Raw genomic sequence first — 22143 nt, 5'->3', positions numbered from 1 at the left:
GGCAGTGGGACGTGTTGATAACAAGATCGCATTCGTGACAGGGGCGGCCCGAGGGCAGGGTCGTGCAGAGGCCGTGCGGCTCGCGGAGGAGGGCGCAGACGTGATCGTGATGGACCTCTGTGCTCCGATCGCGACTTCGGTCGCGAAACCAGCAACGCCAGACGACCTCGAGGAGACCGTGCGTCTTATCGAGAAGACCGGTCGCAAGGTGCACAGCTTCATCGCCGACGTCCGTGATCACGACGCGCTCAACGCCGGGCTCAAGGCCGGCGTCGCCCAGCTGGGCGGCCTCGACATCGTCGTCGCGAACGCCGGGATGTGGTCCTACGGGCTGATCGAGGAGTTCGACCCGGCAGCGTTCAAGGAGATCGTCGACATCAACCTGATCGGTGTGTGGAACACGATCCGGGCGACGGTGCCGATCCTGAAGCGGCAAGGTCGCGGCGGTTCGATCATTCTGACCAGTTCGGTGGCGGGGCTGAAGGCCTACGGCATGTGCAGTCCCTACGTCGCTGCAAAGCACGGCGTCGTCGGGCTGATGCGCACTGCCGCGATCGAGCTCGGCCCGCTGTCAATCCGGGTGAACACGGTGAATCCGAGCAACATCCGAACCGACCTGATCCACAACCAGACCACCTACGACCTGTTCGCGCCGGATCTGGAGAACCCCACGTGGGAGCAGGTGGCGCCGCGTTTTGAGGGGCTGCACCTGCTGCCGACGCCAGATGCGCTGCCGGAAGACGTAGCCAACGCCGTGCTGTTCCTGGCCTCGGACGAGTCGCGATACACCACCGGCACCACTCTCCTGGTCGACTGCGGCAACTTCACCAAGTAGGTGCCCTCCGCCTACCGGCTCGTCGTCACCGGCGACGTGATCATGAACTCGCGCGTCTCCGTGTGCCGCGAGCCGGAGGTGGTAGCCGCGTTGGACATCGTGCGCGGCGCCGATGTCGCCCACGCACATCTGGAAATCCCGCTGCACGACTTCGGCGGCGCCGACGTGTTCGGCGCCGCCGAAGGCGCGTTGAGCTGGATGCGCGGCCCGACCTACGTCGCGCAGGAGCTGCGAACCCTGGGTGTCGACCTCGTCTCCACAGCGTCCAACCACTCGCTGGACTACTCCTACGGCGGACTGCGCAGCACGCTCGCAGCGCTTGACGCTGCCGGCCTGGCGCACGCCGGCAGCGGGCACGACCTCGCGGCGGCGCGAGCGCCGGCCTTCGCCGACACCGAGGTCGGACGGGTCGCGCTGGTGTCAGCGACCGCGTCCTTCCCACCATTTGCGCGCGCAGGGGCGACGCGCACCGATGCGGCTGGCCGTCCAGGCGTGAACCCCCAGCGTTATGTGCACCTCGTCGATCGGGCCACCGCGGACTCGATCACCAACGTTGCCGGCAAGTTGGGCCTTTGGGTCGTCGGCGAGGGCGACGAGTTCGTCGTGCACCCTCCCGGCCTGCACAACTCGATCCGTCGGTTCCGCACGGTCGAGGGGATGACACACCCGGACACGGCGTGCGATGCCGTCGATCTCGCAGGGAACCTCAACGCGATTCGCTACGCGGCCGCCGTCGCTGACCTTGTCATCGCCCATCTGCACGTGCAGGAGTGGGACGGACACGACGGTCGGATGTCCAGCACGCCCGCATTCGCGCACGAGTTCGCGCGCAAGGCCGCCGATGCCGGGGCGGCCATTGTGCTGGTCCAAGGCTCGCACGCGCCGATGCGCGGGATTGAGGTTCGCGACGGCGTGCCGATCCTCTACGACCCGGGACCGTTGTTCCGGCTCGGCCGGCGCGAGACGCAACCGCAGGACTTCTACGACCGATGGGGCAACCCCGAGCACCTCCGGTCCTTCGACGCAAACCTGCTCGATGCCTACGGCGCACGGGACACGGCGCTCGGTGGCGAGCGGAGCGGCAAACGCGTGTTGAGCCCGTTGGAGGGCAACGCCCATGAGCCGGGCTTCGTTCTTCCCGACTGCGAGGTCGACTCTGCCAGCCACCGCGTGACGCGCCTGCGTCTGCACCCGATGTCCTGGAGCGCCACCACTCGCGGTTCCGGCGGGTTCCCGATCCGCCTCTCGGGCGACAGGAGCGACGACGTATTCGAGCGTCTGGCGCAACTGAGCGCGCCTTATGGCACGCGGCTGACCTTCAGCAATGGTGTTGGCGAGGTGGCAATCTAGCCCATCAGCGGTCTTATTCGTCTCGTCGGGGTTCAACATCAACTCGTGCGTTGACTGCGATGAGTGGCAGAGCTAGCGTGAGTTCACACGTCTGTCCCGTCCACGACTGCGAGGAATCAACATGACCCAGGTGAATGACGCCTCGGCCGAGCGGGCGCTGCTGGTCTCGTCGGACGGCCACGCCACCGCTCTCATGCGCGACTACGCCCCGTACATCGACCCGAAGCTCCGACCGGAGTTCGAGGAGTTCTGCACGGTGTTCGACGAAAAAGGGATGACGACTATCGATCCCCGCAGTCTCGCGCAGCGCATCGACCCGGATCTGATCGCAGATTGGATTGAGATGGTCGTCGAACCGGGACGTCTGGCTGGTCAGTACGACCCCGAGCGCCGGCTGAAAGAACTCGATCACGAGGGTATCTCCGGCGAGATCATCTTTCCGGACTTCGGGTTGCCATGGGAGCTGCACCCGCCGCTGGTGGCCGCGATCCTCGGCTATCGCCGCACGCCAGAACAGATCGAGGCCGCCAATAAGGCCTACAACCGCTGGCTGGTCGACTTCTGCAGCACCTCGTCCGGGCGCCTTGGCGGCCTCGCCGTGATGAGCTTCGCCGACATCGACGACACCATCAAGGAGATCTACTGGGCCAAGGAGAACGGGCTCGTCGGCGTGGTCCTGCCGTCCTTCAGCGAGGACAAGCCGCTGTTCCACAAGGACTACGACCCGGTGTGGAGCGCGCTGGAGGAGACGGCGCTGCCGGCGTGCACGCACACCGCGATCTCCTCGATCACCGACCGCATCTCGGCGGCTACGCTGCAGGCGGTCCCGCACCCGGCGTGCGCGGCGCCGATCCTCACCGCGCAGGTCTTCTTCTTCACCCAGCAGATCCTCGGCCACGCCCTCTGGGGCGGCGTGCTCGAGCGGCACCCGAACCTTCACCTCGTGCTCACCGAGCAGGGCTCGGGCTGGGTGATCGGTGCGGTGCGCGGCTGGGACTACTCATGGGGTCAGAGTTACCTTCGGCGAGATGTGCGCGAGATCGTGAAGGAGCGGCCTTCCTTCTACTTCGAGCGGCAGATCCACATGGGCTCCTCGCTGCTGTCCCGCGCCGAGGCCGCCGCACGCGAGGAGATCGGCGTGCACAAGATGCTCATCGGCTCGGACTATCCCCATCACGAGGGCACCTGGGGCGCCGGCCCCGGCACGACCGAGTACATGCAGGCCACCCTGGGCGCTGCACACGTGCCGCCGGAGCACGCTCGCCAGATGCTCGGCGCGAACGCGATCGAGACGTTCCACCTCGACGGTGCGGCACTACGAAGGACCGCCGACGACATCGGCACGCCCCTTTCGACCCTGCTGCAGGAGCCGACCAAAGAGTGGTTCCCCCGGGGTGACGTCCACAAGCCGTTGCTGTCGGCCTGGTGATCTGCCCGGCAGATGCCTCGATCTCAGCGCATGGGGCAGCTGTGCACGACAGGGCGACTCAGGAACCAGTCAGACGGATGTCGTGACCCATGCGGTCCCGCTTGGTTCGCAGGTAGTGGAGGTTCTCCGGCGTGACGACCGGGGGGATCCGCACGCGGTCGACGATGTCGAGGTCGAAGCCCTGTAGGCCGCCGTACTTGGCCGGGTTGTTCGTGATCAGCCGGATGCGGCGGGCGCCGAGGGCAGCGATAATCGACGCCCCCACACCGTACTGACGGCTGTCCACCGGTAGGCCCAGATCGGTGTTCGCATCCACCGTGTCACGGCCGGTCTCCTGCAGCGCGTAGGCGCGCAGCTTGTGGCCGAGACCGATGCCGCGACCCTCGTGCCCGCGCAGATATACGACGATGCCGCGGCCCTCGGCGGCGATGAGCTTCATCGCCTGCTTGAGCTGCGTGCCGCAGTCGCACTTGAGCGAGCTGAGCGCGTCGCCGGTCAGGCACTCGCTGTGGACACGGACGAGGACCCCCGGATCGTCGGCCGCGGTCGCCGACACGTCTCCGTAGACGGCAGCCACGTGCTCCTGGCCGTCCAGCAGCGAGCGGAACGCCGTGGTGCGGAACGTCCCGAACTCGGTCGGAAGCATGGCGGTTCCGGTCTCGACCACGAGGTGCTCGGTCGGGCGGCGGTAGCGCACGATGTCCGCGACGGTCACAATCGGCAGGTTGTGCTCGGCGGCGAATGCGGCGAGATCCTCCGGGCGCACCATAGTGCCGTCATCGGCCACGAGTTCACAGATGACCGAGACCGGAGCCATCCCGGCCATCTTCAACAGGTCGATCGATGCCTCGGTGTGTCCGGCACGACGAGCGGTCCCGCCCTCGCAGTAGCGCAGCGGGAAAATGTGCCCCGGCCGCCGCAGGTCGCCGGCAAGAGTGGATGTATCGGCCAGCGCGTGCACAGTGGCGAGCCGATCGGCGGCTGAGACCCCGGTCGTGGTGCTGACGTGATCGACCGACACGGTGAACGCTGTGTGGTGTGCCTCGGTGTTGGTCGGGCACATCGGTCCCAGCCCGAGCCGGTCCAGTCGCTCGCCCTCCATCGGAACACACACGATGCCGGTGCCGTGCCGGACCATGAACGCCATCTGTTCCACGGTCATGTGCTCGGCCGAGACGACGAGGTCGCACTCGTTCTCCCGCTGTTCGTCGTCGGCGACCACGACCATGCGACCCTCGGCCAGAGCGGCGACCGCCCGATTCACGGCAGCCACGCCGGCGAGCTCGTGTGTGGATGCCGGAGCGGTGTCAACTGCAGCGGCCTCGGATGCACCGACGCTGCCGGCGGTGGAGGTCTCGGTGAGAGCCATGATCCTCTTCTCGGGTACACAGCTCCGACGGAGCCAGTCAACTCAAGCGTTGATTCGAATGTAGCGCCCTCACTGGCCGCGATCAAGGCGACGCGGCACTAGTCACATGGCTGCTCGCGCGGAGACACCCTTCGCACGACGGGGCCATCGCCGGGTCGGCTCGGAGCGGGCTCGGCGTCAGAACTCCAGCGCGTTGGCCAGATGTTCACGGCTGGTGATCCCGAGCTTCTCGTATGCGCGCTGCAGGCGGTTTTCCACGCTGCGCACCGACAGCACGAGCTCGTCGGCGATCGCCTTGTTCGAATGTCCGCGCGCTGCGAGTTCTGCAGCCTCGAACTCGGCGGCGGTCAGTCGCAAGCGGCTTTCCATCGACCGCAATCGCGGCGTCCTGGCGCCTTCGCACAGCGCCAAGAGCCGCCGTGCGTGCTGTCCGGCGGCGGCAGCATGACGCTGCTCGCCCATGTCGTCCCATCGGACCGCCGCGTCGGTGTACGCCTCCACGGCGAGCAGATCGGCGCCGATGGCCGCAAAGGCTGCGGCGGCCTCGCCGAGGAGGACGGGATCGCCGCCGACGAGTCCGCGCACGTGCTGCAGCCGCGCCACGTTGAACGCGCCTTCGATCGCGGTCGCGAGCTCGCACAGCTGATCGAGCGCCTGCGCCGCACCGCCGAGCCGCGCAACGCTGTGCAGCGCAGTGGCCGCGCCGACGACGTCACCGATGTCCTCTGCCAGCTGGACGACCTCGACGAGGCGTTCGCGGGCGGCCCGAATGTGGCCGTCCGAGCCGAGCACCCACGCCTGTGTGTGGGCGAGTTCGACCGCGTCATACATCGGTGCCGGCTCGCTGATGTGTGCGATGTTCGCGAGGGCCTCCCGCGCATGTCCAACGTGCCCGCCGAACGCCAGAGCGGCGGCCAGGCGATGCAGGCTCTGCCGCATGAACATCGGTCGGCCGAGGTCCTCGAAGACGACGAACGACTCGCGGGCGTAGCGTGCGGCGGCTTCCACCCGCCCGCGGAGCGTCAGCACTGCGGCGAGTTGTGAGGCGAACGACGCCTGGGCCTCGGCCGAGTGCTCGTCAACCGCGATCTCGTGCTGCTCTCGGGCGAGCTGCTCGGACTCTTTGAGTCGGCCCGCAACGACGAGGATCTCGCAACGGTTGAACAGGTGGAACCACGGATACCACTGGATCGGTTCGTCGAGTTCGAGTTGAGCTGCGAGCCCACGTTCGGTGAGCTGCATCGCGGCGTTGACCTGCCCCATTCGACATAGCGCGTGGGCGCCGGTGAGCGCGGTCCACACCAGCGCCGGCCCGGGACGCTGGTCGACGAGTTCGCGCACTGCCTGCCACGTTGCTCGTGGCCCGCGGCTCATGACGAGCGCCGGCGAGGACCGCGCCTGCATCTGGGACCGCCAGAACGGATCCGCGATGGCGGCCCCGGCCTCCATCGCGGCCTGAAGATGTTCCTCGGCACGACCGGCGATGAGGAAGTTGTCCATCCGCGCGATGGCCACCCGGGCGAGTTCTCGATCCGTGCCGGTATGGGGCAACGCCAGCAGCATCTCCTCCGCCTCGCTCGATCGGCCCTGCAGCCCGGCGAGTTCGGCCGCGAGCAAATCGGCGTCAAAACCGGCGCAGGCCTGCGCCGCCGCCTGGACGAGCAGCTCGGCGAAGGAGAACGCGTAGTTCCATCGAGCTGCGATTGCGGCGTCCAGCAGGATCTGCGGGTCACCATCACCGCTGAGCAGGCGCAGCCGACCGATCCGCAGCAGGTCGGCGGTGCTGTGTGGCGTGCTCCGCTCGATGCGCTCGGCGAGCATGCGCGCGATCGACCGCATCCGCAGCACCGGCAACCGGGACAGAATCGTCTGGCCGTAGAGCGGGTGCGCCAGTTGGACTTCGATGTGGACTCCGTTGGATCTGCAGGACACGATGCCCTGTTTCTCCAAGGCCTCAGCCAGTGCGAGGTCGACGACGTCGGAGAGTTCGTCCGCGTTCATCGGCTCGCCCATCGCAACGATCTCCACCACGCTGCGCGCGTCGTCGCTCAGGCCGCGCAGTGTCGTCTCGATCAGCTCGACGAGCCGGGCGGACGGGGTGAGAGGGCGTCGAAGCCGCCATACACCGTCGGTGAGCACTAGCGCGGAGTCGGTCAGTGCTCCGAGAACGAGTTCGCGGAGGAACAAGACGTTCTGTTGAGCCTTTGCGGTGAGCACTGCCACGGCGTCCGGGTCCACCTGACCGAGCACAGCAGTGAGCAGCCGCTCGACGGCGTCGTCACCGAGCTCGCCGAGCTCCATCCGCTCGATCAGGCCGTCCTTCCACGCCGTCACGAGCGCCTCCGGCGCGGGCTCGCGCTCCCTCAGCGTCATGATCACGAATGCTTCGCGAGCCTCGATCAACTGGTGCAGCAACGTTGCCGTCAGGTCGTCGAGCAGGTGGGCGTCGTCGACGAGAAGCGCGAGCCGCGCGCCGTCCGTCCGGGCCAGCAGCGACATCCGGGCTCGACGCAACAGCTCGGCGCGATCATGTGCGCGAGTGCCGTTCCCAACGTCGGACAACAGATGGCCTAGGGCCGCCAGCGGGATGGCCGCAGCGGCCGATGTTGCAGTGGCTCGCGCCACCGCGTGCCCTGCGATCCGAGCGAGCTCGAGACACTCCTGAGCCATCCGGGTCTTGCCGACACCCGACGGAGCAGCGATCACCACGCCCGCGCAGTCAGGATCGTTCAGCAGATCGCGCACATGGGCCAACTCGATGTCGCGGCCGACGAACGGCCATTCGCCCCGAAGCGAGGAACGTGCGCTGATCACCGTCACGAGTCGCCCTCCGTGCTGCGGCAGTCGAGCGGCCACCCGCAGGCTTCGTCCGCGACGCGCTCCAAACCGACTCTACGGCGCGCGGGAGAAATCGCGCCTCGACGGCTTACGGCTGCGCCCTTGCGTTTGTGCGAAAGCCGCAGATCTGAACATCTAGCCCGTTGAGGAATCCGAGTAGTGACTACTCGTGCGCTTCAACGCCTGAGTTGATGCAATGATCCAGCTCACAGCCCGGTGGCTGTTCGACCTCGTACGGCGCCCTGCCCTTCCCCCACCGGATGTCCTGGGGCATAACCGCGAGCTGCTGCGAGGAGTGCTGGTCTAGTCATGGCAAATAACCTCCCGGCGCCGGACATTGCGGGCCACCACGTGAACACGACCAGCCAGCTTCTTCTCGAGATCGTCGTGGCCATCGCGATCCTCGCGCTGCTCGTGGTGGCCGAATGCATTCGGCGCAGGTGGCACACACCGATGGCTTACGTCGTGCTCGCCGCCACCCTGCTCGCCAGCGGCGTCGAGGTGGTGTTCAACACGGCTGGCGAGCTCTGGTATTACACGCCCGGCCAGCACGGTGTGATCAGCACCTGGGACCGGAGCATCCCGGCATGGGCCCTGTGCTCTTACGTCCCGTTCTACGGCGGTCTTGGACTGCTCGGCTGGTGGCTGATCGAGCGTCACGCGACCCGGTTACAGATGGTCGGTTACCTCGTGGCGGTGTGGATCTTTGCAATGGTCACCGAGGTCAGCCTGATCTCGCTCGGCGTCTACCGGTACTACGGCGGTCAGCCGTTCTCGGTGCATGGGTTCCCGACCTGGATCTCGATGAGCAACGCGGCAATCTGCGTCACCGTCGGCGTCGGCGCCGCGCGGCTGAGCCGGTCGCTGCCACCGGCGCGGCAGTGGATGGCGATCGTCCTCGGACCTGCGCTGACCAGCGCCGCACTCATCGGCACCCAGTTTCCGGAGGTCAGCGCGCTCCACGCCGGCCATCGTTCCCAGGGCTTGGTCTATGCGATGGCCGCGGTCTCGGTTGTGCTCGCGTTGGTGCTCGGTCTGCTCGTGCTGGAGCTGGTGCCCGCAGCGGGGATGCCGGACTCGTTGCGCGAGCGAGCGTTGACACCGCCGCCGAATTCCGCCCACCGCGGTGCAGACCGCGAGAGCCAACCTCGCACAGCTGTAGCCCGCACCGTTGCGCCGGCGCTCGATCGAGCGGGGCGCGCGCGGTAGGCATCGGCGTTGATCGCCGACGAGAAGAACAGACCCGCTGTCTTCCCAGCCTCGCCGGCCGCACGTGACCTACAGGCGGTCCTTCGACAGCTGGTCTTTGAGCAGGCGCTTTGACACCTTGCCCGTGGGTGTGAGCGGTAGGTCCGCTGAATCCATGACCCAGATTCGGGCGGGGATCTTATAGCTCGACATCTGGTCGCGAGCCCAGCTCGCGACATCGGCGGCCAGACCTGCACGCTGCGCACCGCGCGACGTTGTCACCAGCGCACAGCCGACGGCCTCATCACCATCGGGCGTCGGCAACCCGAACACGTACGCCTCGTCAACCAGATGATGCTCGACGAGCGCGAGCTCGACCTCAGCCGGAGAGACGTTGATGCCCTTTACCTTCATCATCTCCGAGCTGCGACCCAAGTAGTGCAGCCGTCCGTCTTCGTCGATCACCCCGATGTCGCGGGTGCGAAACCATCCGTCCTGATCGAACGCAGTGGCGTGGGCATCGGTAGCGTCGAGGTAGCCCTCCATAATGGCGCCGCGGATCTGGATCTCGCCCGCCTGACCGTCTCGCACAGGAGAGCCGTCCACTCCAACAATCCGCAGTTGTTGTGTCGGGAGCGCGCGGCCCTGTGTCGTGATGCGGACCTGGGGCGGGTCGAGGTGGCTCGTGATCGTCGTATGGCCCAGGCCCTCCGTCAGGCCGTAGGCGTTGCAGACCTCGCTCACACCGAGGACCTCGATGGCTAAGCGAAGGTCTTCCGGCGTGGCGTTTGCGGTGCCGGTACGCAGCGAGGAGATGTCGTGATTTTTCAGGTCGGGACAGGCGGCGAGCGCGCGTGTTATCGGCGCCACGGCGTAGTACACCGTGCATCGGTTGCGCTCGATGAAGTTCAATGCCAGCAGGGGGTCGAAGCGCTCTTGGACGCATAGGGTCGCAGCGTGCGTGAGCGCGTTGGGCAACGCATTCGCGCAGCCGAACACGAAGAACATCGGGGACGCGAGCCAGAATCGGTCGCCGGGAATCACGCCCTGCCGGACGCCGACAGCGTGCGCATTGCGCACGACCGCGCCGTGCGTGAGCGGGACGGCTTTCGGCTCGGCCGAGCTGCCACTGGTGAATAGCAGTAGGGCGTGGTCGGACTCATCGACCGAGATCGGTTCGGCCCCGGCCGGCTCGCCAGCCGGAGGGAGTCCGACCGGCGCTGCATCTCCGCGGGTCCAGCGGAAGGTGCCGACGTATCTCCCGACACCAACCATGAAGTCCATAGCGGCCCGGTTGTCCTCGGCGATGTCCGCGTCGGCAATGATCGCTCGCAGGCCGGCTCGGCGGGTGACGCCGATCAGCTCCTTCGGGCGGAACCAGGTGTTGAGCGGCACGGCGCACAGCCCCGCGGCGTGGGCGCCGAGCAGCGCAGCGGTCCACCGCACTCCGTTGGGCAACAGCACGCCGATCCGATCGCCGCGCTCCATCCCCGCGCTCCGCAGTCTCGCGGCGATCGATGTGCAAGCCCGCAATGCTGCTTCGTAGGTGAGTACGCCGTCATCAGCGACGATGAACTCGCGCTCGGGCGAATCAGCCGCGACAGCGGCCAGAACAGCCGGGGTAGTTCGGGGCGAGACACTCTCGAAGCTGAACACTTGGCTCCTCCTCGGGTGGTCCTCGCTCACGTGGTGCTTGTGCGCCGCCGTCCGTTGACCCGAGTGGCGGCGGGCTGGGCGCCGCACCCGTCGAGGAAGATTTTGGTGAAAGTCTCGGCGAGCGCGTTCACGTCCTGGTTGTGGTTAGGGCTGTACCAACGATGCATCCAGTTGATCATTCCGAACAGAGCGAGTGCGGCGAGGTCGACGGGTATGTCCGCGCGAAGCGTGCCGTCCCGGCTACCTTTGGCCAGCACCGAACGCACAACGGCATCGAAGGTCCGCGCGCGGGCGGTCACATCGACGGCCCATTCGCTGTCCTGCCTGGCGATGCGACCGAGATCCTCGGTGTAGATGCTCATGTGGGGGTAGTTGTCGACATATGCGTTGACCATGGATTCGATCAAGGCTTGGATCTTATCGCGGGTGCTCGCGCGGCTGCGCTTGATCGTCTCGGCCGCTTTGAGCGAACTGGCGATCGCATCTCGCACGATCTCCTGGATGAGTTCTTCTTTGCTGGCCACGTAGTAGTACAACGACGCCCGATCGGTGCCGAGGACCTTTGCGACGTCCTGCAGCGTCGCCGATTCGACCCCGTGTTCGCGGAAGATGTCGGCTGCCACGCGCACGATCTCGGCGCGGCGTGCGAGATAGGTCGCGCTGCCCTCGCGTATCGCTGCCTGGCGGCGCGCCTCAATACCACTCTGTGCCACCGACGAGACATTACCGGGCGCTGGTCAGTCAGTGTCCTCGAGCCTGAATCCGACCTTGATGCCGACCTGGACGTGCTCGATCTCGTTGTCGAGCACCTGCCCGCGGATCTCGGTGACCTCGAACCAGTCGACGTTGCGCAGCGTCTTGACCGCTCGCGCAACTCCGTTCTTGATCGCCTGGTCGAGTCCGTCGGTGGACGTGCCGACAATCTCGGTGACACGGTAGGTGCGGTCGGTCATCGGGAACTCCTTCGTTCGTGATTGATCGCCGTCCAGGCGGATGCCGGTGCGCGTGGAGCACGGTTGGCTCAGGCGGGCTGGAGGTCGCCGGGCGCCACTCCACCGATGCGGCGCGTTGCTTCGGCCGCCGTGTCGAGCAGCACCGAGATCAGCTTCTCCGCGCCCCTTTCGGGGGCCAGATAACCGAACACGGTCAGCGCCAGCGCGACTGATGCGTCGGCAGCGAAGACTGGCGCGGAGATCTGCCGGACCTGGGTGACGACATCTGCGTCGAGCGCGAGCGGATCGTAGGACAGTTGGGGGATGAGCCCGAAGAGCGACGTGTGAAACGAGTTGCCCGGTCGCTGCGCCATCGCCTGCAGGGTGCTCGCGAACTCACGCTGAGCGGAGGAGATCAAACCGAGGGAGTACCCACGCTGGCGAACCACGCCGAGAGCGGCTCTGTGGTGGTCTCGCGACGCTGCGTCCGACTGCTGCAGCCAGTGCTCCTGCTCGGCTTCTGAAGCCCAGGCCGCGAATACCGATCCGCTCGGTGGAAGGTAGGGCAGGCGCTGTCCGACGAGAGATGCCGTGTTGACCTCGTCGTCCTGGGCCTGGCCGGCGCTCGCGACGATGAAGACGTCGTCGCCGACGAGGGCGCCGACGAGGCAACGGCAGGATTCTCCCTCGGCCAGCCGCTCGAGCAGCGGGCGGATGAGGTCGACCTGCCACAGCGGAGTGGTCATCGAGCCAGTCGGATCCGCGGTCGCGAGCGAATGCGGAGAGAAGCGGCCGTAGCCGCCCTGGAAGAACAGCAGTGGCAGGCGAGGCGCCTCGATGTCGAGCTGTCGAACGCGTCCCAGAACCAACACGTGATCGCCGGCGTCCTGAACGAGCTCGATGTCGCAGTCGATCCAGGCGACGACGTCGTCGATGATCGGCGACCCTGTCTCCGGTGTCGGATGGTGGCGGACGCCGACGAATTTGTCCGCGGTCTTGGCGGAGAAGATGCGACAGATCTCCTCCTGGTCGGCGGCCAGGATGTTGACGCAGAACGACCCGGCCGCTTCGATCTTCGGCCAGCTGGTGGAGGACTTGGCCGGGTAGAACGCGATCAGCGGCGGGTCCAGGGAGACCGACGTGAACGACCCGACCACCATGCCGCTGGGTCCGTCGTCGGGGGAGTCCGCGGTCACGACACAGACGCCGGTGGGGTACTGCCCCAGCACGCTGCGGTAGCTCTCGGGCGCAATGGTTATGACACTCGAGTCGCTCGGAGTCACTGTCATCGGATCCTCCTGTGCGGGCGTTGACGAGTGTGCCAGCAGTTCACCACTCCCGTCAACGTCAAAGTTGACAATGGTGGGACGAGCTCTGGGGAGTGAGCCCGACGCCCGTCGCGACCGCCACCCGACGGTGCACTCACCCTGGTGGGATCTCCCTCGCGCCCGCGGGGAACCGGATCGGCGCCTTGACCACGCCTTGCACCTGGCCGTTGGACCACAGCGACTCGGCGCCGGGCTGTGCCTCGAACTTCGGGATGCGCCGCAAAAATTCCTCGAGCAGCACGCGCAGCTCGACGCGCACGATGTGGATGCCGAGACACTTGTGGATGTAGTCGCCGAAGGCGAGGTGTTTGGCGCTGTTCTCGCGCCCTAGGCTGAACACCTCGGGATCGGGGAATGTACGCGCGTCACGGCCGGCGGCGCCGAGCAGCAGCAGCACCTGGTCGCCTGCCTTGAGCTCGGCGCCGGCGACCTCGGTGTCCTCGACGACCTTGCGGGTCGCGATCACCGGCGAGTACAGACGCAGGAACTCCTCCACTGCTGCAGGCACCGCGCTCGGGTCGGCCACGAGCCGCGCGACGAGATCCGGGTCGTTCGCCATTCGCCAGAACATCGAGCCGATCACTTTCTGACTCGTGTCGATGCTCGCGAGGAGAAGGAACAGCGAGAACCCCAGCAACTCTTCCTGGGTGAGCTTCTGACCGTCGACCTCGGCGCGGGCGATGATCGAGATCAGTTCGTCGCCGTCGCCTCCGGCACGTTCGGCGAGCAGACCGCCGAAGTAGCCGTAGATGCTCATGACCGCCTCGCCAGCGGCCTCCGGGCGGGAGGCAGTCTCGTGCACGAGAGTGTGGATCCAGCCCGCCATCCGTGTGGCGTCATCGAGCGGCACCCCGAGGAAGATCGTCGCCAACATCGCGGGCAGCGGCGCCCCGATCGTTTCGAACACGTCGCAGTGCCCGTCCTCGATGAAGTCGTCGATGAGTCTGTTGACGATCTTGCGGAGGGGTTTCTCATAGCTGAGCGCACGCTTGGGCGAGAACGGCTCGGCCACCATTGAGCGGTAGCGCTGGTGATCCGGCGGATCCAGCTCCACAGGCATCATCTTGTTCGGCTGCGGGAAGGAGGGAAAGCTCGCGGGATAGGAAGAAAAAGCGGAGGGCTTGCGCAGTATGCCGACGGACTCTTCGTATCCCGTGACCACCCACATCCCGTCATGGGCCTTGCTGTGCCCGATCGGACACTTCCCGAGCAGCTCGCGCCACGTCTCGTAGATCGACTCGTAGGTCGCTCCGAGCGCGTGGTGGTCGTAGTCCGCGTAGTCCGCTGTCATCAAGACGCCTCTCGCTGAGTGTGGCGGCGCAGGGGACCACGTCGACGACGAGCAGGGCCGCTGTCGCCGCGCGGACTGATGCGCCACCTGGAGGACACCAAGGCGCCAACGTGGCGTCACGAGTAATCACTACTCGGATTCCGCGGCAGTCGGAAGCGAACGTTACCCTCGCCGCCAAGCTCTGCAACGCCTCTGTTGACGGCCTACGCCGCGGTGGTTAGCGTCGCCGCCAGGACGAGCCTTGACACCCCGAAGGGCAGGGATGATGACCGAACTCCAGATCGACCTGGATCTGCGGATCCCGCACAGCGACGAGCTCTTCATCGGAGGTGTGTGGGTCGCGCCGTCCACCGACCGTCGCGTCGATGTCGTCAATCCGAGCGACGAGCGCGTCATCGCCAATCTCCCAGACGTATCGCCGGCTGACGTGGACAGCGCCGTTGCTGCCGCGCGACGGGCGTTCGACGACGGGCCCTGGGCGTCGCTGTCGATGGCTGAGCGTGTCGCCCATCTGCGTCGCTTCACCAACGCGCTGATAAGCCGGGTGCCCGAGATCAGCTTGGCATGGGGGGCGGAGTGCGGCCCGACCGCTGCCTTTCGCGACGCCATCAACGGCATCGTCGCGCCGACCGTCTTCGAGGACTCCTTCACCTTCGCCGAGACATTGCCCTTCAGTGAGGAGCGCACCGGATTCGCCGGACCGGTAACCGTCATCCGCGAACCCTTCGGCGTCGTGGTCGCGATCCTGACCTACAACGGGCCGCTGGCCTACCTCGGCATGAAGGTGTTGCCCGCGCTGCTCAGTGGCAACGCGGTGGTGCTCAAACTGCCGGTCGAAACCCGCATCGTCGGCTACCACATCGCGGCTGCGGCCGAAGAGGCCGCCCTGCCGCGCGGGGTCCTCAGCGTCCTTGCAGCAGGACCGCAGGCCAGCGCGCACCTCGTTTCACATCCCGGCATCGACATGGTCAGCTTCACCGGTGGCACGGCAGTCGGTGCCCAGATCATGCGCAGCAGCGCTGAGCGACTGGTCAAGACCACCCTGGAGCTCGGTGGAAAATCGGCCGGCATCGTGGCGGATGACATTGCGCTGCCCGAGCTGCTCCCGGCGCTCCTGCCCGGCTTGTTGCCCTTCCAAGGCCAGGTGTGCGTGGCGCTGACCAGGCTGCTCGTGTCCCAGAAGCGCTACGACGAGGTCGTCGGGGCGCTGACCCACGTGTTCTCCCAGCTCAAGATCGGTCATGCCCTCGACCCGACGAGCGACTTCGGACCCGTGGCGGTGAAGCGCACTCGTGATCGCTGCGAGCAGTTCGTCGCGTCGGCGGTGGCCGAGGGCGCCACCATCGCCTACGGAGGCAAACGCCCGGAGGATCTGCACAAGGGTTGGTACTTCGAGCCCACCTTGCTCACGAACGTGCACAACAAGATGAAGGTTGCGCAGGAGGAGGTGTTCGGACCGGTGTTCACGGTAATTCCCTACACCGACATCGAGGACGCGATCGGCATCGCGAACGACTCCGCGTACGGCCTCACCGGCGCCATCTTTACCCACGACACCGAGTTGGCCGGCCGGGTCGGGCGCCGCCTGCGGGTGGGCAGCTTCACGATGAACTCCACCGGGGGCGTGCTCGGCCAGCCGTTCGGCGGTTATAAGCGGTCAGGAATCGGCCGCGAGATGGGGGTGGAGGGCTTCTACGAATGGAGCCAGGTAAAGGTCCTCAAGGTCAACGACTCGGGTAACTACCTCGGGTAACCATGTCGCAGGACACGCCTCGACCTCGACCTCGACCTCGACCTCGACCTCGACCTCGACCTCGACCTCGCCCGAGCACTGCACCGTGGAGCGTCGCCACCGTGTCGCCGATGTACCAGGTCGAGTCCGGCGGATCGCGGCCACGCGGGCGCTCACATGACAGGTACGCGAAGGCCATTCAAAGGGACAGGGAGCGTCGTGGGACCTAGGACACGGACGGATCGGCGTGGCACGGGGGACAGCATTGCCGCGTTGCTACTGCGCGGAATGGTGGGCGGCACGATGATCGCGCACGGCGTGCGTCACGGGCGCACGCTCGACGGCACGGCCGGGTGGTTCGGATCCATCGGGTTCCGTCAACCACGTCTGCAGGCGCAGCTCAGCGCGGGAGTCGAAGTTGCTGCTGGCACGGCGATCGTCGCCGGAGCGGCTACGCCGCTTTCGTCCTCGGCTGTCGTGGGAACGATGGCCGTCGCTTACCGTACCGTTCACCGGCCGAACGGGTTCTTCACCATGAACGAGGGTTGGGAACATGTGGGCCTGCTAGCTGCGTCCAGCATTGCGCTATCGGCGATCGGCCCCGGACGGTTCAGCATCGATCGGTTGCTCGGGCTGGACGACACGGGCACACCCCTGCTTCGCGCCGCGGCTTCGGCTCTGCTCGGTGTGGGCGGCGCGGCCGTGCAGCTAGCGACCTTCTGGACCGAGCCCAGCCCTGACGCTCACCCCGACGACACGTCGCCGTAGCACGAGTCCGGGCGCGAACGGCGAGTCGCTGGTCGCGAGAGAACACCACAGGCACACGGGCGCCGATCCGTGCTGTGAACAGCGAGACTCGAGCAGCCCCGCCCAGACCCTCACCGGTACCACGGGCGCCCGATCTCGTCTGACATAGATCGGGTGCCTGCTTGTCGACATCGCCTCACGCCCGTTTGCCGAAAAGACGATCAGCCCTCATCGGGGCTCGCCGTCGCCGGGTGGTGCCGTTCAGCGGCCGCGACCGCTGAACGGCACCACTCGGCGTCAGCCGACCTGCCAGAGCTTCTTGAATTGAGTCGCGTAATCCGCTGGGAGGTCGTAGGAATCCTTCGGCGTGCCGATGTTGCTCTTGTCGAGCAGCGCCACTGCCACCTCGTGATCACCCTGGGGGATCGGCAGGTTCATGACCTTGCGGATCGCCATGTCGACGTCCTGCCATCCACTTTCAGTGAGCGGACTGTTGATCGTGGCCAGTTGCGTGCCAGTCAAGACATTGTGCTGGTCCGCCGATGTCCCTTGACCGCTAATGATCTTGTACTTTCCGGCCAATCCGGCTGCGGACAGCGCTTGCGGCAGCTGCGCCGTGAAGGAGCCGTTTACCGACACGATGTACTTGACGTCGCTCGCCCGCTTGGCCGCAGAGACGATCGCAGAGTTGAGTTGGCCACCGAGCAGTTGCGGCAGCGTCACGTCGACGTCGATGACGTGACAGCTGGAGCAGACAGAGGTGATCTCCGATGTGTACGCCTTGCCCGTCGCTTGAAACACGGCGTAGTCGGGAACGTTGACGAGGATGGAGTTTCCCGGCGCGCCACCGGCGTCGGCGATCTGTTCGTCAGCGAGCAACTGGCCGATGTGGGTGTTGTCCGGCGCATAGCTGCGACCAGGCAGCACACCCTTGCCCGTGGGAGCGGTGCTGTCGAAGCTCTCGGTGATGAACGAGCCCGCGGCCGCATAGGCCGACTGCTCACTGGCCCACGTCGCTTGCGGCGCGCCGGCGAAAAAGACGCCGACCGGGTGGTACTGCAGGGCTGTCTTCAGTGCTGCCACGAGCGTCGCCGGGTTGGCCGCCTGGAAGTTCACCACCTTGAAGTTCCAGCCGATCGCCTGCGTCGCGGCCTTGATGCCGTTGCCTTCCAGCGGACATTCCTGCTGCTCGCACTGGAGGTAGACGATCGTCTTGCCCTTCGGGGGCGCTGACGGCAGAGGAGCTGTTACCGGAATCGTCGTCGGAAAGGTCGCAGCCTGTTTCTTGGCAGCCAAGGCTTGTGCCACCGCCGGGGAGGCGGTTGCCGACGATGTCGCATGTGTCGACGGGCTAGATGACGTGGTCGAGCCAGAGTGCGAACCGGAGGAGCTGCACCCGGTTAGTGCGGTCAATGCCGCTAATGCTGCCACGGCGGGCAGATAAGTCTTGATCATGCTGCTCCCTCTGTGAAGTGGCCCCTCGTTGGGCCGACGACGGCGCCGCGGTGACATGTGCACGTGTTCTCCGGCAAGCGCCTTTTGTCAGCGTCAACGTAGACGTTGAGAAAGCGATTGTCGAGACCCTTGAGGTCGCATTTTGAATCGGGTGATCAGGCTGGCGAAGGGCCACCGGCCGGCACGGTCAGCGGGTGATCGTCAGCCGTTTCAACGATCCGCACCTGGTGAGCATGCGGAGGGGTTGACCGGCGTCCCAGGCGAATATGTCCTGCACGGCGTCGGTGTACATCGTGCGGTAGTTGGCGGTGGTGCGGGCCGATGTGGGCAACAGGAGGGTGTTGCGGAGGGCTTTGCGGCGATTCGAGGCATCGGCTAGCTATAGCCGCTCGTGATGAGCGGGGGCCGCTCCGCTGTGGGCACCTCGCGAGCGCGCCACGCAGGCGTGTGCTGGCGGTCGAACTGCCACAACAATTGTTCCTCGCGCAACCACATACCCGAGCGGCGCAGCGTGACCCCCAGAATCTCGCTCGCCATCAGACCGAGGTCGTGCACCGATTGGTGGCTGTGCGCCCGCTCGCCGAGATCGACCTGCGCCACGGCATCCACGCCGTGCCGGGCGTGCACGTCGAGAAGCGTGGACATCTCGACGCCGTACCCAACCGGAATCCACAGACCGGCGAAAGCGTCCCGTCGGATTGCCCACTCGCCGGCAAGTGGCTGGACGACTCGTGCCAGCTGCGGGCGCAACGCGGCTATCAGCGGACGGGCCACCAGCTCCGTCACGCGGCCGCCCTGTGGCGTGTGATTGCCGGACCCGTCGTCGAGGGTCCGATCGTAAAACCCTTTCACCAGGACCACCGCGGGATCCGTAAGCAGCGGCCCGAGGAGACCGGTCACGAAGTGCGTGCCCCAACTGGTGAGGTCAGCGTCGACGAAGACGACTACGGACCCGCTGGTCACAAATTGGGATTTCCAGAGTGCTTCGCCCTTTCCTGCGTGGTTGCCGAGATCGGGACGTATCTTGCTAGCGGTGTGCACCGTCGCGCCGGCGTCCGCCGCGATCACGGCCGTGTCGTCGGTAGAGTCGGAATCGATCACGACCAGCTCGTCCACGAGCGACGCGTCGACAACCAGATGACGGTGGATCGTGCCGACGATGTCGGCGACGGTGCTGGCTTCGTCACGCGCGGGGATCACGACGGTGACCCGGTGCGCGCCCTTCGCCGCAAGTACCCGTTCGAGGGGCCAGTCGTCAGCGCGACTGGTGCGGCTCGCGAGCCAATCGGCCAGGTGCGTCACGCGGCAAACTGTCTCTCGACGCCATTCATGGAGTCAGCCGCGTGCCGCGTCGCCACCGCGCCCCGCAGACTCGTTTCGTGCTGATCCATCCATCACCAGATCGTCCCACGATCGGGGTCCGAGACCGACGCCGAGCGGTCATCCGTTGGAGGTCGGCTTACTCGGCTCGGACGACCGCTCAGGCGCGGTCGCTGTTCCGAACGCCGCCGGGCGGACCCCAGCTGATCAGTGATTCGAGGCGGGCGTAGGAGGTCTCCATGCCGTCGGTCATGCCGGTGGCCAGAACGTTGTCGCGGATCTCGGCGTCCGGGAAGGTGATGAGGATGGACAGCAGGGTGCCCTTCTCGACCGCGGTGAGGGTGAGTTCGTTGGTGCTTGACGGGCCCTCGGCGCCGATCATGGTCTCGGTGGTCACGGACCGGTGCGGAGGAAGGGATTCCAGCAGCATCCCGGTGAAGCCGAACCGCCGATCGGTGTCGGTCTGCGCCCATTCGTATCGGTAGCGGTGGCCGACTTCGGTGGCGACCTCGCAGACCGGCATGGTCCAGCCGTCGGGCCCGAGCAGCCACTGCGGCAGCAGCGCCGGCTCGTGGTGCGCCCGCCACACCGCTTCGAGACCGCCTCGGATGATCCGACTGATGCGGACCTGGGTGTCGCTGAGGAGCTGCGTCGTCGTGCTGTCGCCGGCGGCGAACGACGCGAGATCGGCGAGGACGGCGTCCATCTGCCCCATCGCCTCGGTCATACCTTGCTCCATGCCCATGGCGAGCATCCGCTCGAGGCCGGCGGGGGAGTCGAAGTGCGTCGTCGTCGTCACCCGTGAGCCATTCGGTGTGGCCTCGAAGGCGAAGACCATTCGCTCGATTCCGTCGCCGTGACTTGGTGTTTCGGTCGGCGACTTCGGGGTCAGCTGCTGGTTGGCGTAGCCGGGGGGAATGACGGGCGTCGCGTATCTCGAAGCCCTTCAGTTCGTCGACGGCGACCCATTCCCACGCGTCGTGGACGACGTCGCCTTCCGGTCCGGTCATCGTGTACTCGCTGCGGCCGCCGACGCAGCCGTCGTGCCGGGTGAACACTGCGGGATAGGCGGGCGGTCCCCAGAACCGTTCGAGCTGGCGCGGGTCGAGGTAGGCGTCCCAGAGGCGGCGGACCGGAGCGTCGAATTCGGCGACGACGGTCATCGTGAGGGATGCGGCGTTCTTGGTGACGGATGTGACGGGCATCAGCAGCTCCTTTGTCGGTTCGTGTCTGTTGTCGCGCTCAGGTGTCCTCGGCAAGCAGCGCGTCGAGTCGATCGATGCGCGCGCGCCAGATCTGTTCGTAGTGATCCAGCAGCATTTGGGCGCGCCGGATCATGTCGGGATTGCCGCGGACGATCCGTTCCCTGCCGTGCGGGCGCTTCACCACCAGACCAGCTCCCTCGAGCACAGCGACGTGCTTTTGCACCGCGGCGAAGGACATCTCGTAGGAGGCGGCCAACTCCGAGACCGTCGCCTCGCCAGCCAGGGTGCGTCGCACGATGTCGCGGCGCGTGGCATCCGCCAGGGCCCGGAAGATCCGGTCGACCTCGGCTTCGCTCAGTTCGTCTCGTACAACCATGTGGTTGTAGATTTGCACGCGTGGGGACGCGCGTCAACCACGCCGTGTGATATCGCCTGATATCGAACGTGGTAGCCTGGCAGGAACATTCGAGCGGAATCGAACAGGGGATCGCGTGGCCGACGTCCTTATTCGCGATGTCCCGGATGATGTGCTCGCCGGTGTTGACGCCCGGGCCAGCAAGCTCGGACTTTCCCGCGTCGAGTACATCCGACGACGATTGGCGGCCGACGCCGCGACCACGACTAAGCCGGTGTCCGTCGCGCAGCTGCGCGCGTTCGCGACCAAAGTCGCCGATCTTGCCGACCCCGAGGTGATGGGCACCGCGTGGCGGTGACCGACTGGCTGATCGACAAGTCCGCCCTCGTCCGGCTCGCCGACTCGCCAGACGCTGGAGAGTGGGCGAACCGCATCGAACGCGGGCTCGTGCGGATCAGCACGGTGACGCGGCTCGAGGTCGGCTACTCGGCCCGGACGGCCGCTCAGGCGCGATCGCTGTTCCGGACGCCGCCTATCTGCTCGATGCCGGTCGAGTACCTGACGCCCGCCGTCGAAGACCGCGCCCTCGAGGTCCAGCTGGCGCTGGCGGCAAAGGGCAAGCACCGCGCGCCCTCCATTCCCGATCTGATCATCGCTGCCATCGCAGAACTCGCCGATCTGACCGTCCTGCAGGTCGACAAGGACTTCGACCTGATCGCCAACGTCACGGGTCAGCCGTTGGAACGGCTGCGAGTGTTGCCCGAATAGACCCGCTCGACTTCGCACATCTGCTGACAAGCGATCTGAGCTCAGCTCCGAGTGCGCGATCACGACGGCGCGCCAGGTGGAGGACGGTCTGCTCGGGTGTGGTCGCTGATCCTCGGCGACTTGCCGGCCCACCGGGCGAAGGACGCGCGCTGCTGGTGACGTCGCCGGACGATGCTGCAGTTGTCATGGGCGCCGCCACAGGTGCGACGGGTGGCCGGGCCGTGTGCCAGATTGCAGGGCCGACTCCGTTGCCTGGATCTCGCCGCGAAGCACTCGAAGGGTCTGTCGTCGTGGCCGGACCCCGAGAACTGATCCACTCGGTGTGAGAGTCGTTCATCGGTGGGT

The 22143-nt window shown here is 66.5% G+C and carries 20 protein-coding genes and 1 pseudogene; 8 read left to right on the top strand and 13 right to left on the bottom strand.

Annotated elements, in window-relative coordinates:
* Positions 1–4 precede the first annotated feature (4 nt).
* From ACFFBG_RS05100 to ACFFBG_RS05090, 3 genes are all read left to right on the top strand, one after another.
* The gene (locus ACFFBG_RS05100; protein ID WP_375476316.1) at positions 5–835 is read left to right on the top strand and encodes a mycofactocin-coupled SDR family oxidoreductase; all 831 of its coding nucleotides are present in this window, start codon (positions 5–7) and stop codon (positions 833–835) included.
* Positions 836–2185: a CapA family protein gene (locus ACFFBG_RS05095; protein ID WP_375476314.1), complete on the top strand. Its 1350-nt coding sequence runs from the start codon at positions 836–838 to the stop codon at positions 2183–2185.
* A 121-nt stretch (positions 2186–2306) separates the two neighbouring features.
* Positions 2307–3614, top strand: coding sequence for an amidohydrolase family protein (locus tag ACFFBG_RS05090; RefSeq protein ID WP_375476312.1), 1308 nt, complete (start codon positions 2307–2309; stop codon positions 3612–3614).
* A gap of 58 nt (positions 3615–3672) precedes the next feature.
* Here the strand turns inward: ACFFBG_RS05090 and ACFFBG_RS05085 are convergent, their stop codons facing one another.
* Entirely contained in the window at positions 3673–4983 is a 1311-nt protein-coding gene (locus tag ACFFBG_RS05085; RefSeq protein ID WP_375476310.1) for a bifunctional 3,4-dihydroxy-2-butanone-4-phosphate synthase/GTP cyclohydrolase II, read from the bottom strand.
* 177 nt (positions 4984–5160) lie between these two features.
* The gene (locus ACFFBG_RS05080; RefSeq protein ID WP_375476308.1) at positions 5161–7803 is read right to left on the bottom strand and encodes an AAA family ATPase; all 2643 of its coding nucleotides are present in this window, start codon (positions 7801–7803) and stop codon (positions 5161–5163) included.
* 327 nt (positions 7804–8130) lie between these two features.
* Here ACFFBG_RS05080 and ACFFBG_RS05075 point away from each other — a divergent pair, with 327 nt between their 5' ends.
* Positions 8131–9030 carry a hypothetical protein gene (locus ACFFBG_RS05075; RefSeq protein ID WP_375476306.1) on the top strand — a complete coding sequence of 300 codons (900 nt, stop codon included), beginning with the start codon at positions 8131–8133 and terminating at the stop codon, positions 9028–9030.
* 69 nt (positions 9031–9099) lie between these two features.
* On the opposite strand, the gene ACFFBG_RS05070 is transcribed toward ACFFBG_RS05075, so the two are convergent.
* From ACFFBG_RS05070 to ACFFBG_RS05050, 5 genes are all read right to left on the bottom strand, one after another.
* A complete protein-coding gene (locus ACFFBG_RS05070) occupies positions 9100–10665 on the bottom strand; it encodes a class I adenylate-forming enzyme family protein (protein WP_375476305.1) in 1566 nt (521 codons plus the stop codon).
* Between the two features lie 26 nt (positions 10666–10691).
* Positions 10692–11378, bottom strand: a complete 687-nt coding sequence (locus tag ACFFBG_RS05065) for a TetR/AcrR family transcriptional regulator (protein ID WP_375476303.1) — start codon at positions 11376–11378, stop codon at positions 10692–10694.
* 24 nt (positions 11379–11402) lie between these two features.
* Positions 11403–11618, bottom strand: a complete 216-nt coding sequence (locus ACFFBG_RS05060) for a dodecin (protein ID WP_375476301.1) — start codon at positions 11616–11618, stop codon at positions 11403–11405.
* Positions 11619–11686: 68 nt separating this feature from the next.
* Complete coding sequence (locus ACFFBG_RS05055; protein WP_375476299.1) at positions 11687–12886, bottom strand: flavin reductase; 1200 nt, start codon at positions 12884–12886, stop codon at positions 11687–11689.
* Between the two features lie 133 nt (positions 12887–13019).
* Positions 13020–14216, bottom strand: a complete 1197-nt coding sequence (locus ACFFBG_RS05050) for a cytochrome P450 (protein WP_375476297.1) — start codon at positions 14214–14216, stop codon at positions 13020–13022.
* Positions 14217–14481: 265 nt separating this feature from the next.
* On the opposite strand from ACFFBG_RS05050, the gene ACFFBG_RS05045 reads away from it, so the two are divergent.
* Together ACFFBG_RS05045 and ACFFBG_RS05040 are read left to right on the top strand one after the other, a co-directional pair.
* A complete protein-coding gene (locus ACFFBG_RS05045) occupies positions 14482–15969 on the top strand; it encodes an aldehyde dehydrogenase family protein (protein WP_375476295.1) in 1488 nt (495 codons plus the stop codon).
* Positions 15970–16221: 252 nt separating this feature from the next.
* Positions 16222–16716 carry a DoxX family protein gene (locus ACFFBG_RS05040; RefSeq protein WP_375476293.1) on the top strand — a complete coding sequence of 165 codons (495 nt, stop codon included), beginning with the start codon at positions 16222–16224 and terminating at the stop codon, positions 16714–16716.
* Between the two features lie 276 nt (positions 16717–16992).
* On the opposite strand, the gene ACFFBG_RS05035 is transcribed toward ACFFBG_RS05040, so the two are convergent.
* The 6 genes and pseudogenes from ACFFBG_RS05035 to ACFFBG_RS05010 form a co-directional block, all read right to left on the bottom strand.
* Positions 16993–18150: a sugar ABC transporter substrate-binding protein gene (locus ACFFBG_RS05035; RefSeq protein WP_375476291.1), complete on the bottom strand. Its 1158-nt coding sequence runs from the start codon at positions 18148–18150 to the stop codon at positions 16993–16995.
* Positions 18151–18337: 187 nt separating this feature from the next.
* A complete protein-coding gene (locus tag ACFFBG_RS05030; protein WP_375476290.1) occupies positions 18338–18481 on the bottom strand; it encodes a hypothetical protein in 144 nt (47 codons plus the stop codon).
* Positions 18482–18525: 44 nt separating this feature from the next.
* The gene (locus ACFFBG_RS05025) at positions 18526–19452 is read right to left on the bottom strand and encodes a glucosyl-3-phosphoglycerate synthase (RefSeq protein ID WP_375476288.1); all 927 of its coding nucleotides are present in this window, start codon (positions 19450–19452) and stop codon (positions 18526–18528) included.
* A 178-nt stretch (positions 19453–19630) separates the two neighbouring features.
* The gene (locus ACFFBG_RS05020; protein ID WP_375476286.1) at positions 19631–20269 is read right to left on the bottom strand and encodes an SRPBCC domain-containing protein; all 639 of its coding nucleotides are present in this window, start codon (positions 20267–20269) and stop codon (positions 19631–19633) included.
* A 199-nt stretch (positions 20270–20468) separates the two neighbouring features.
* Positions 20469–20633: pseudogene (locus tag ACFFBG_RS05015) on the bottom strand (SRPBCC domain-containing protein); the annotation flags it as partial.
* Between the two features lie 79 nt (positions 20634–20712).
* The gene (locus tag ACFFBG_RS05010) at positions 20713–21051 is read right to left on the bottom strand and encodes an ArsR/SmtB family transcription factor (RefSeq protein WP_375477206.1); all 339 of its coding nucleotides are present in this window, start codon (positions 21049–21051) and stop codon (positions 20713–20715) included.
* A gap of 115 nt (positions 21052–21166) precedes the next feature.
* On the opposite strand from ACFFBG_RS05010, the gene ACFFBG_RS05005 reads away from it, so the two are divergent.
* The gene (locus ACFFBG_RS05005; RefSeq protein WP_375476284.1) at positions 21167–21388 is read left to right on the top strand and encodes an antitoxin; all 222 of its coding nucleotides are present in this window, start codon (positions 21167–21169) and stop codon (positions 21386–21388) included.
* A complete protein-coding gene (locus ACFFBG_RS05000; protein WP_375477204.1) occupies positions 21385–21798 on the top strand; it encodes a PIN domain nuclease in 414 nt (137 codons plus the stop codon). The genes ACFFBG_RS05005 and ACFFBG_RS05000 overlap by 4 nt, the downstream gene beginning before the upstream one ends.
* The last annotated feature ends 345 nt before the right edge of the window (positions 21799–22143 follow it).

The organism is uncultured Jatrophihabitans sp. (assembly GCF_964251945.1).
In the GTDB taxonomy this organism is placed as follows: Bacteria; Actinomycetota; Actinomycetes; order Mycobacteriales; family Jatrophihabitantaceae; genus Jatrophihabitans.
Note: the sequence above shows the minus strand (reverse complement) of the source record. Positions and strands in the feature narration are given on the sequence as shown.

What these genes read in the sequence shown, in the direction of transcription:
- ACFFBG_RS05050 (WP_375476297.1), bottom strand. Translation starts at nt 14,216, where the DNA reads ATGACAGCGGACTACGCGGACTACGACCACCACGCGCTCGGAGCGACC.
- ACFFBG_RS05010 (WP_375477206.1), bottom strand. Translation starts at nt 21,051, where the DNA reads ATGGTTGTACGAGACGAACTGAGCGAAGCCGAGGTCGACCGGATCTTC.
- ACFFBG_RS05090 (WP_375476312.1), top strand. Translation starts at nt 2,307, where the DNA reads ATGACCCAGGTGAATGACGCCTCGGCCGAGCGGGCGCTGCTGGTCTCG.
- ACFFBG_RS05075 (WP_375476306.1), top strand. Translation starts at nt 8,131, where the DNA reads ATGGCAAATAACCTCCCGGCGCCGGACATTGCGGGCCACCACGTGAAC.
- ACFFBG_RS05060 (WP_375476301.1), bottom strand. Translation starts at nt 11,618, where the DNA reads ATGACCGACCGCACCTACCGTGTCACCGAGATTGTCGGCACGTCCACC.
- ACFFBG_RS05045 (WP_375476295.1), top strand. Translation starts at nt 14,482, where the DNA reads ATGACCGAACTCCAGATCGACCTGGATCTGCGGATCCCGCACAGCGAC.
- ACFFBG_RS05055 (WP_375476299.1), bottom strand. Translation starts at nt 12,886, where the DNA reads ATGACAGTGACTCCGAGCGACTCGAGTGTCATAACCATTGCGCCCGAG.
- ACFFBG_RS05085 (WP_375476310.1), bottom strand. Translation starts at nt 4,983, where the DNA reads ATGGCTCTCACCGAGACCTCCACCGCCGGCAGCGTCGGTGCATCCGAG.
- ACFFBG_RS05035 (WP_375476291.1), bottom strand. Translation starts at nt 18,150, where the DNA reads ATGATCAAGACTTATCTGCCCGCCGTGGCAGCATTAGCGGCATTGACC.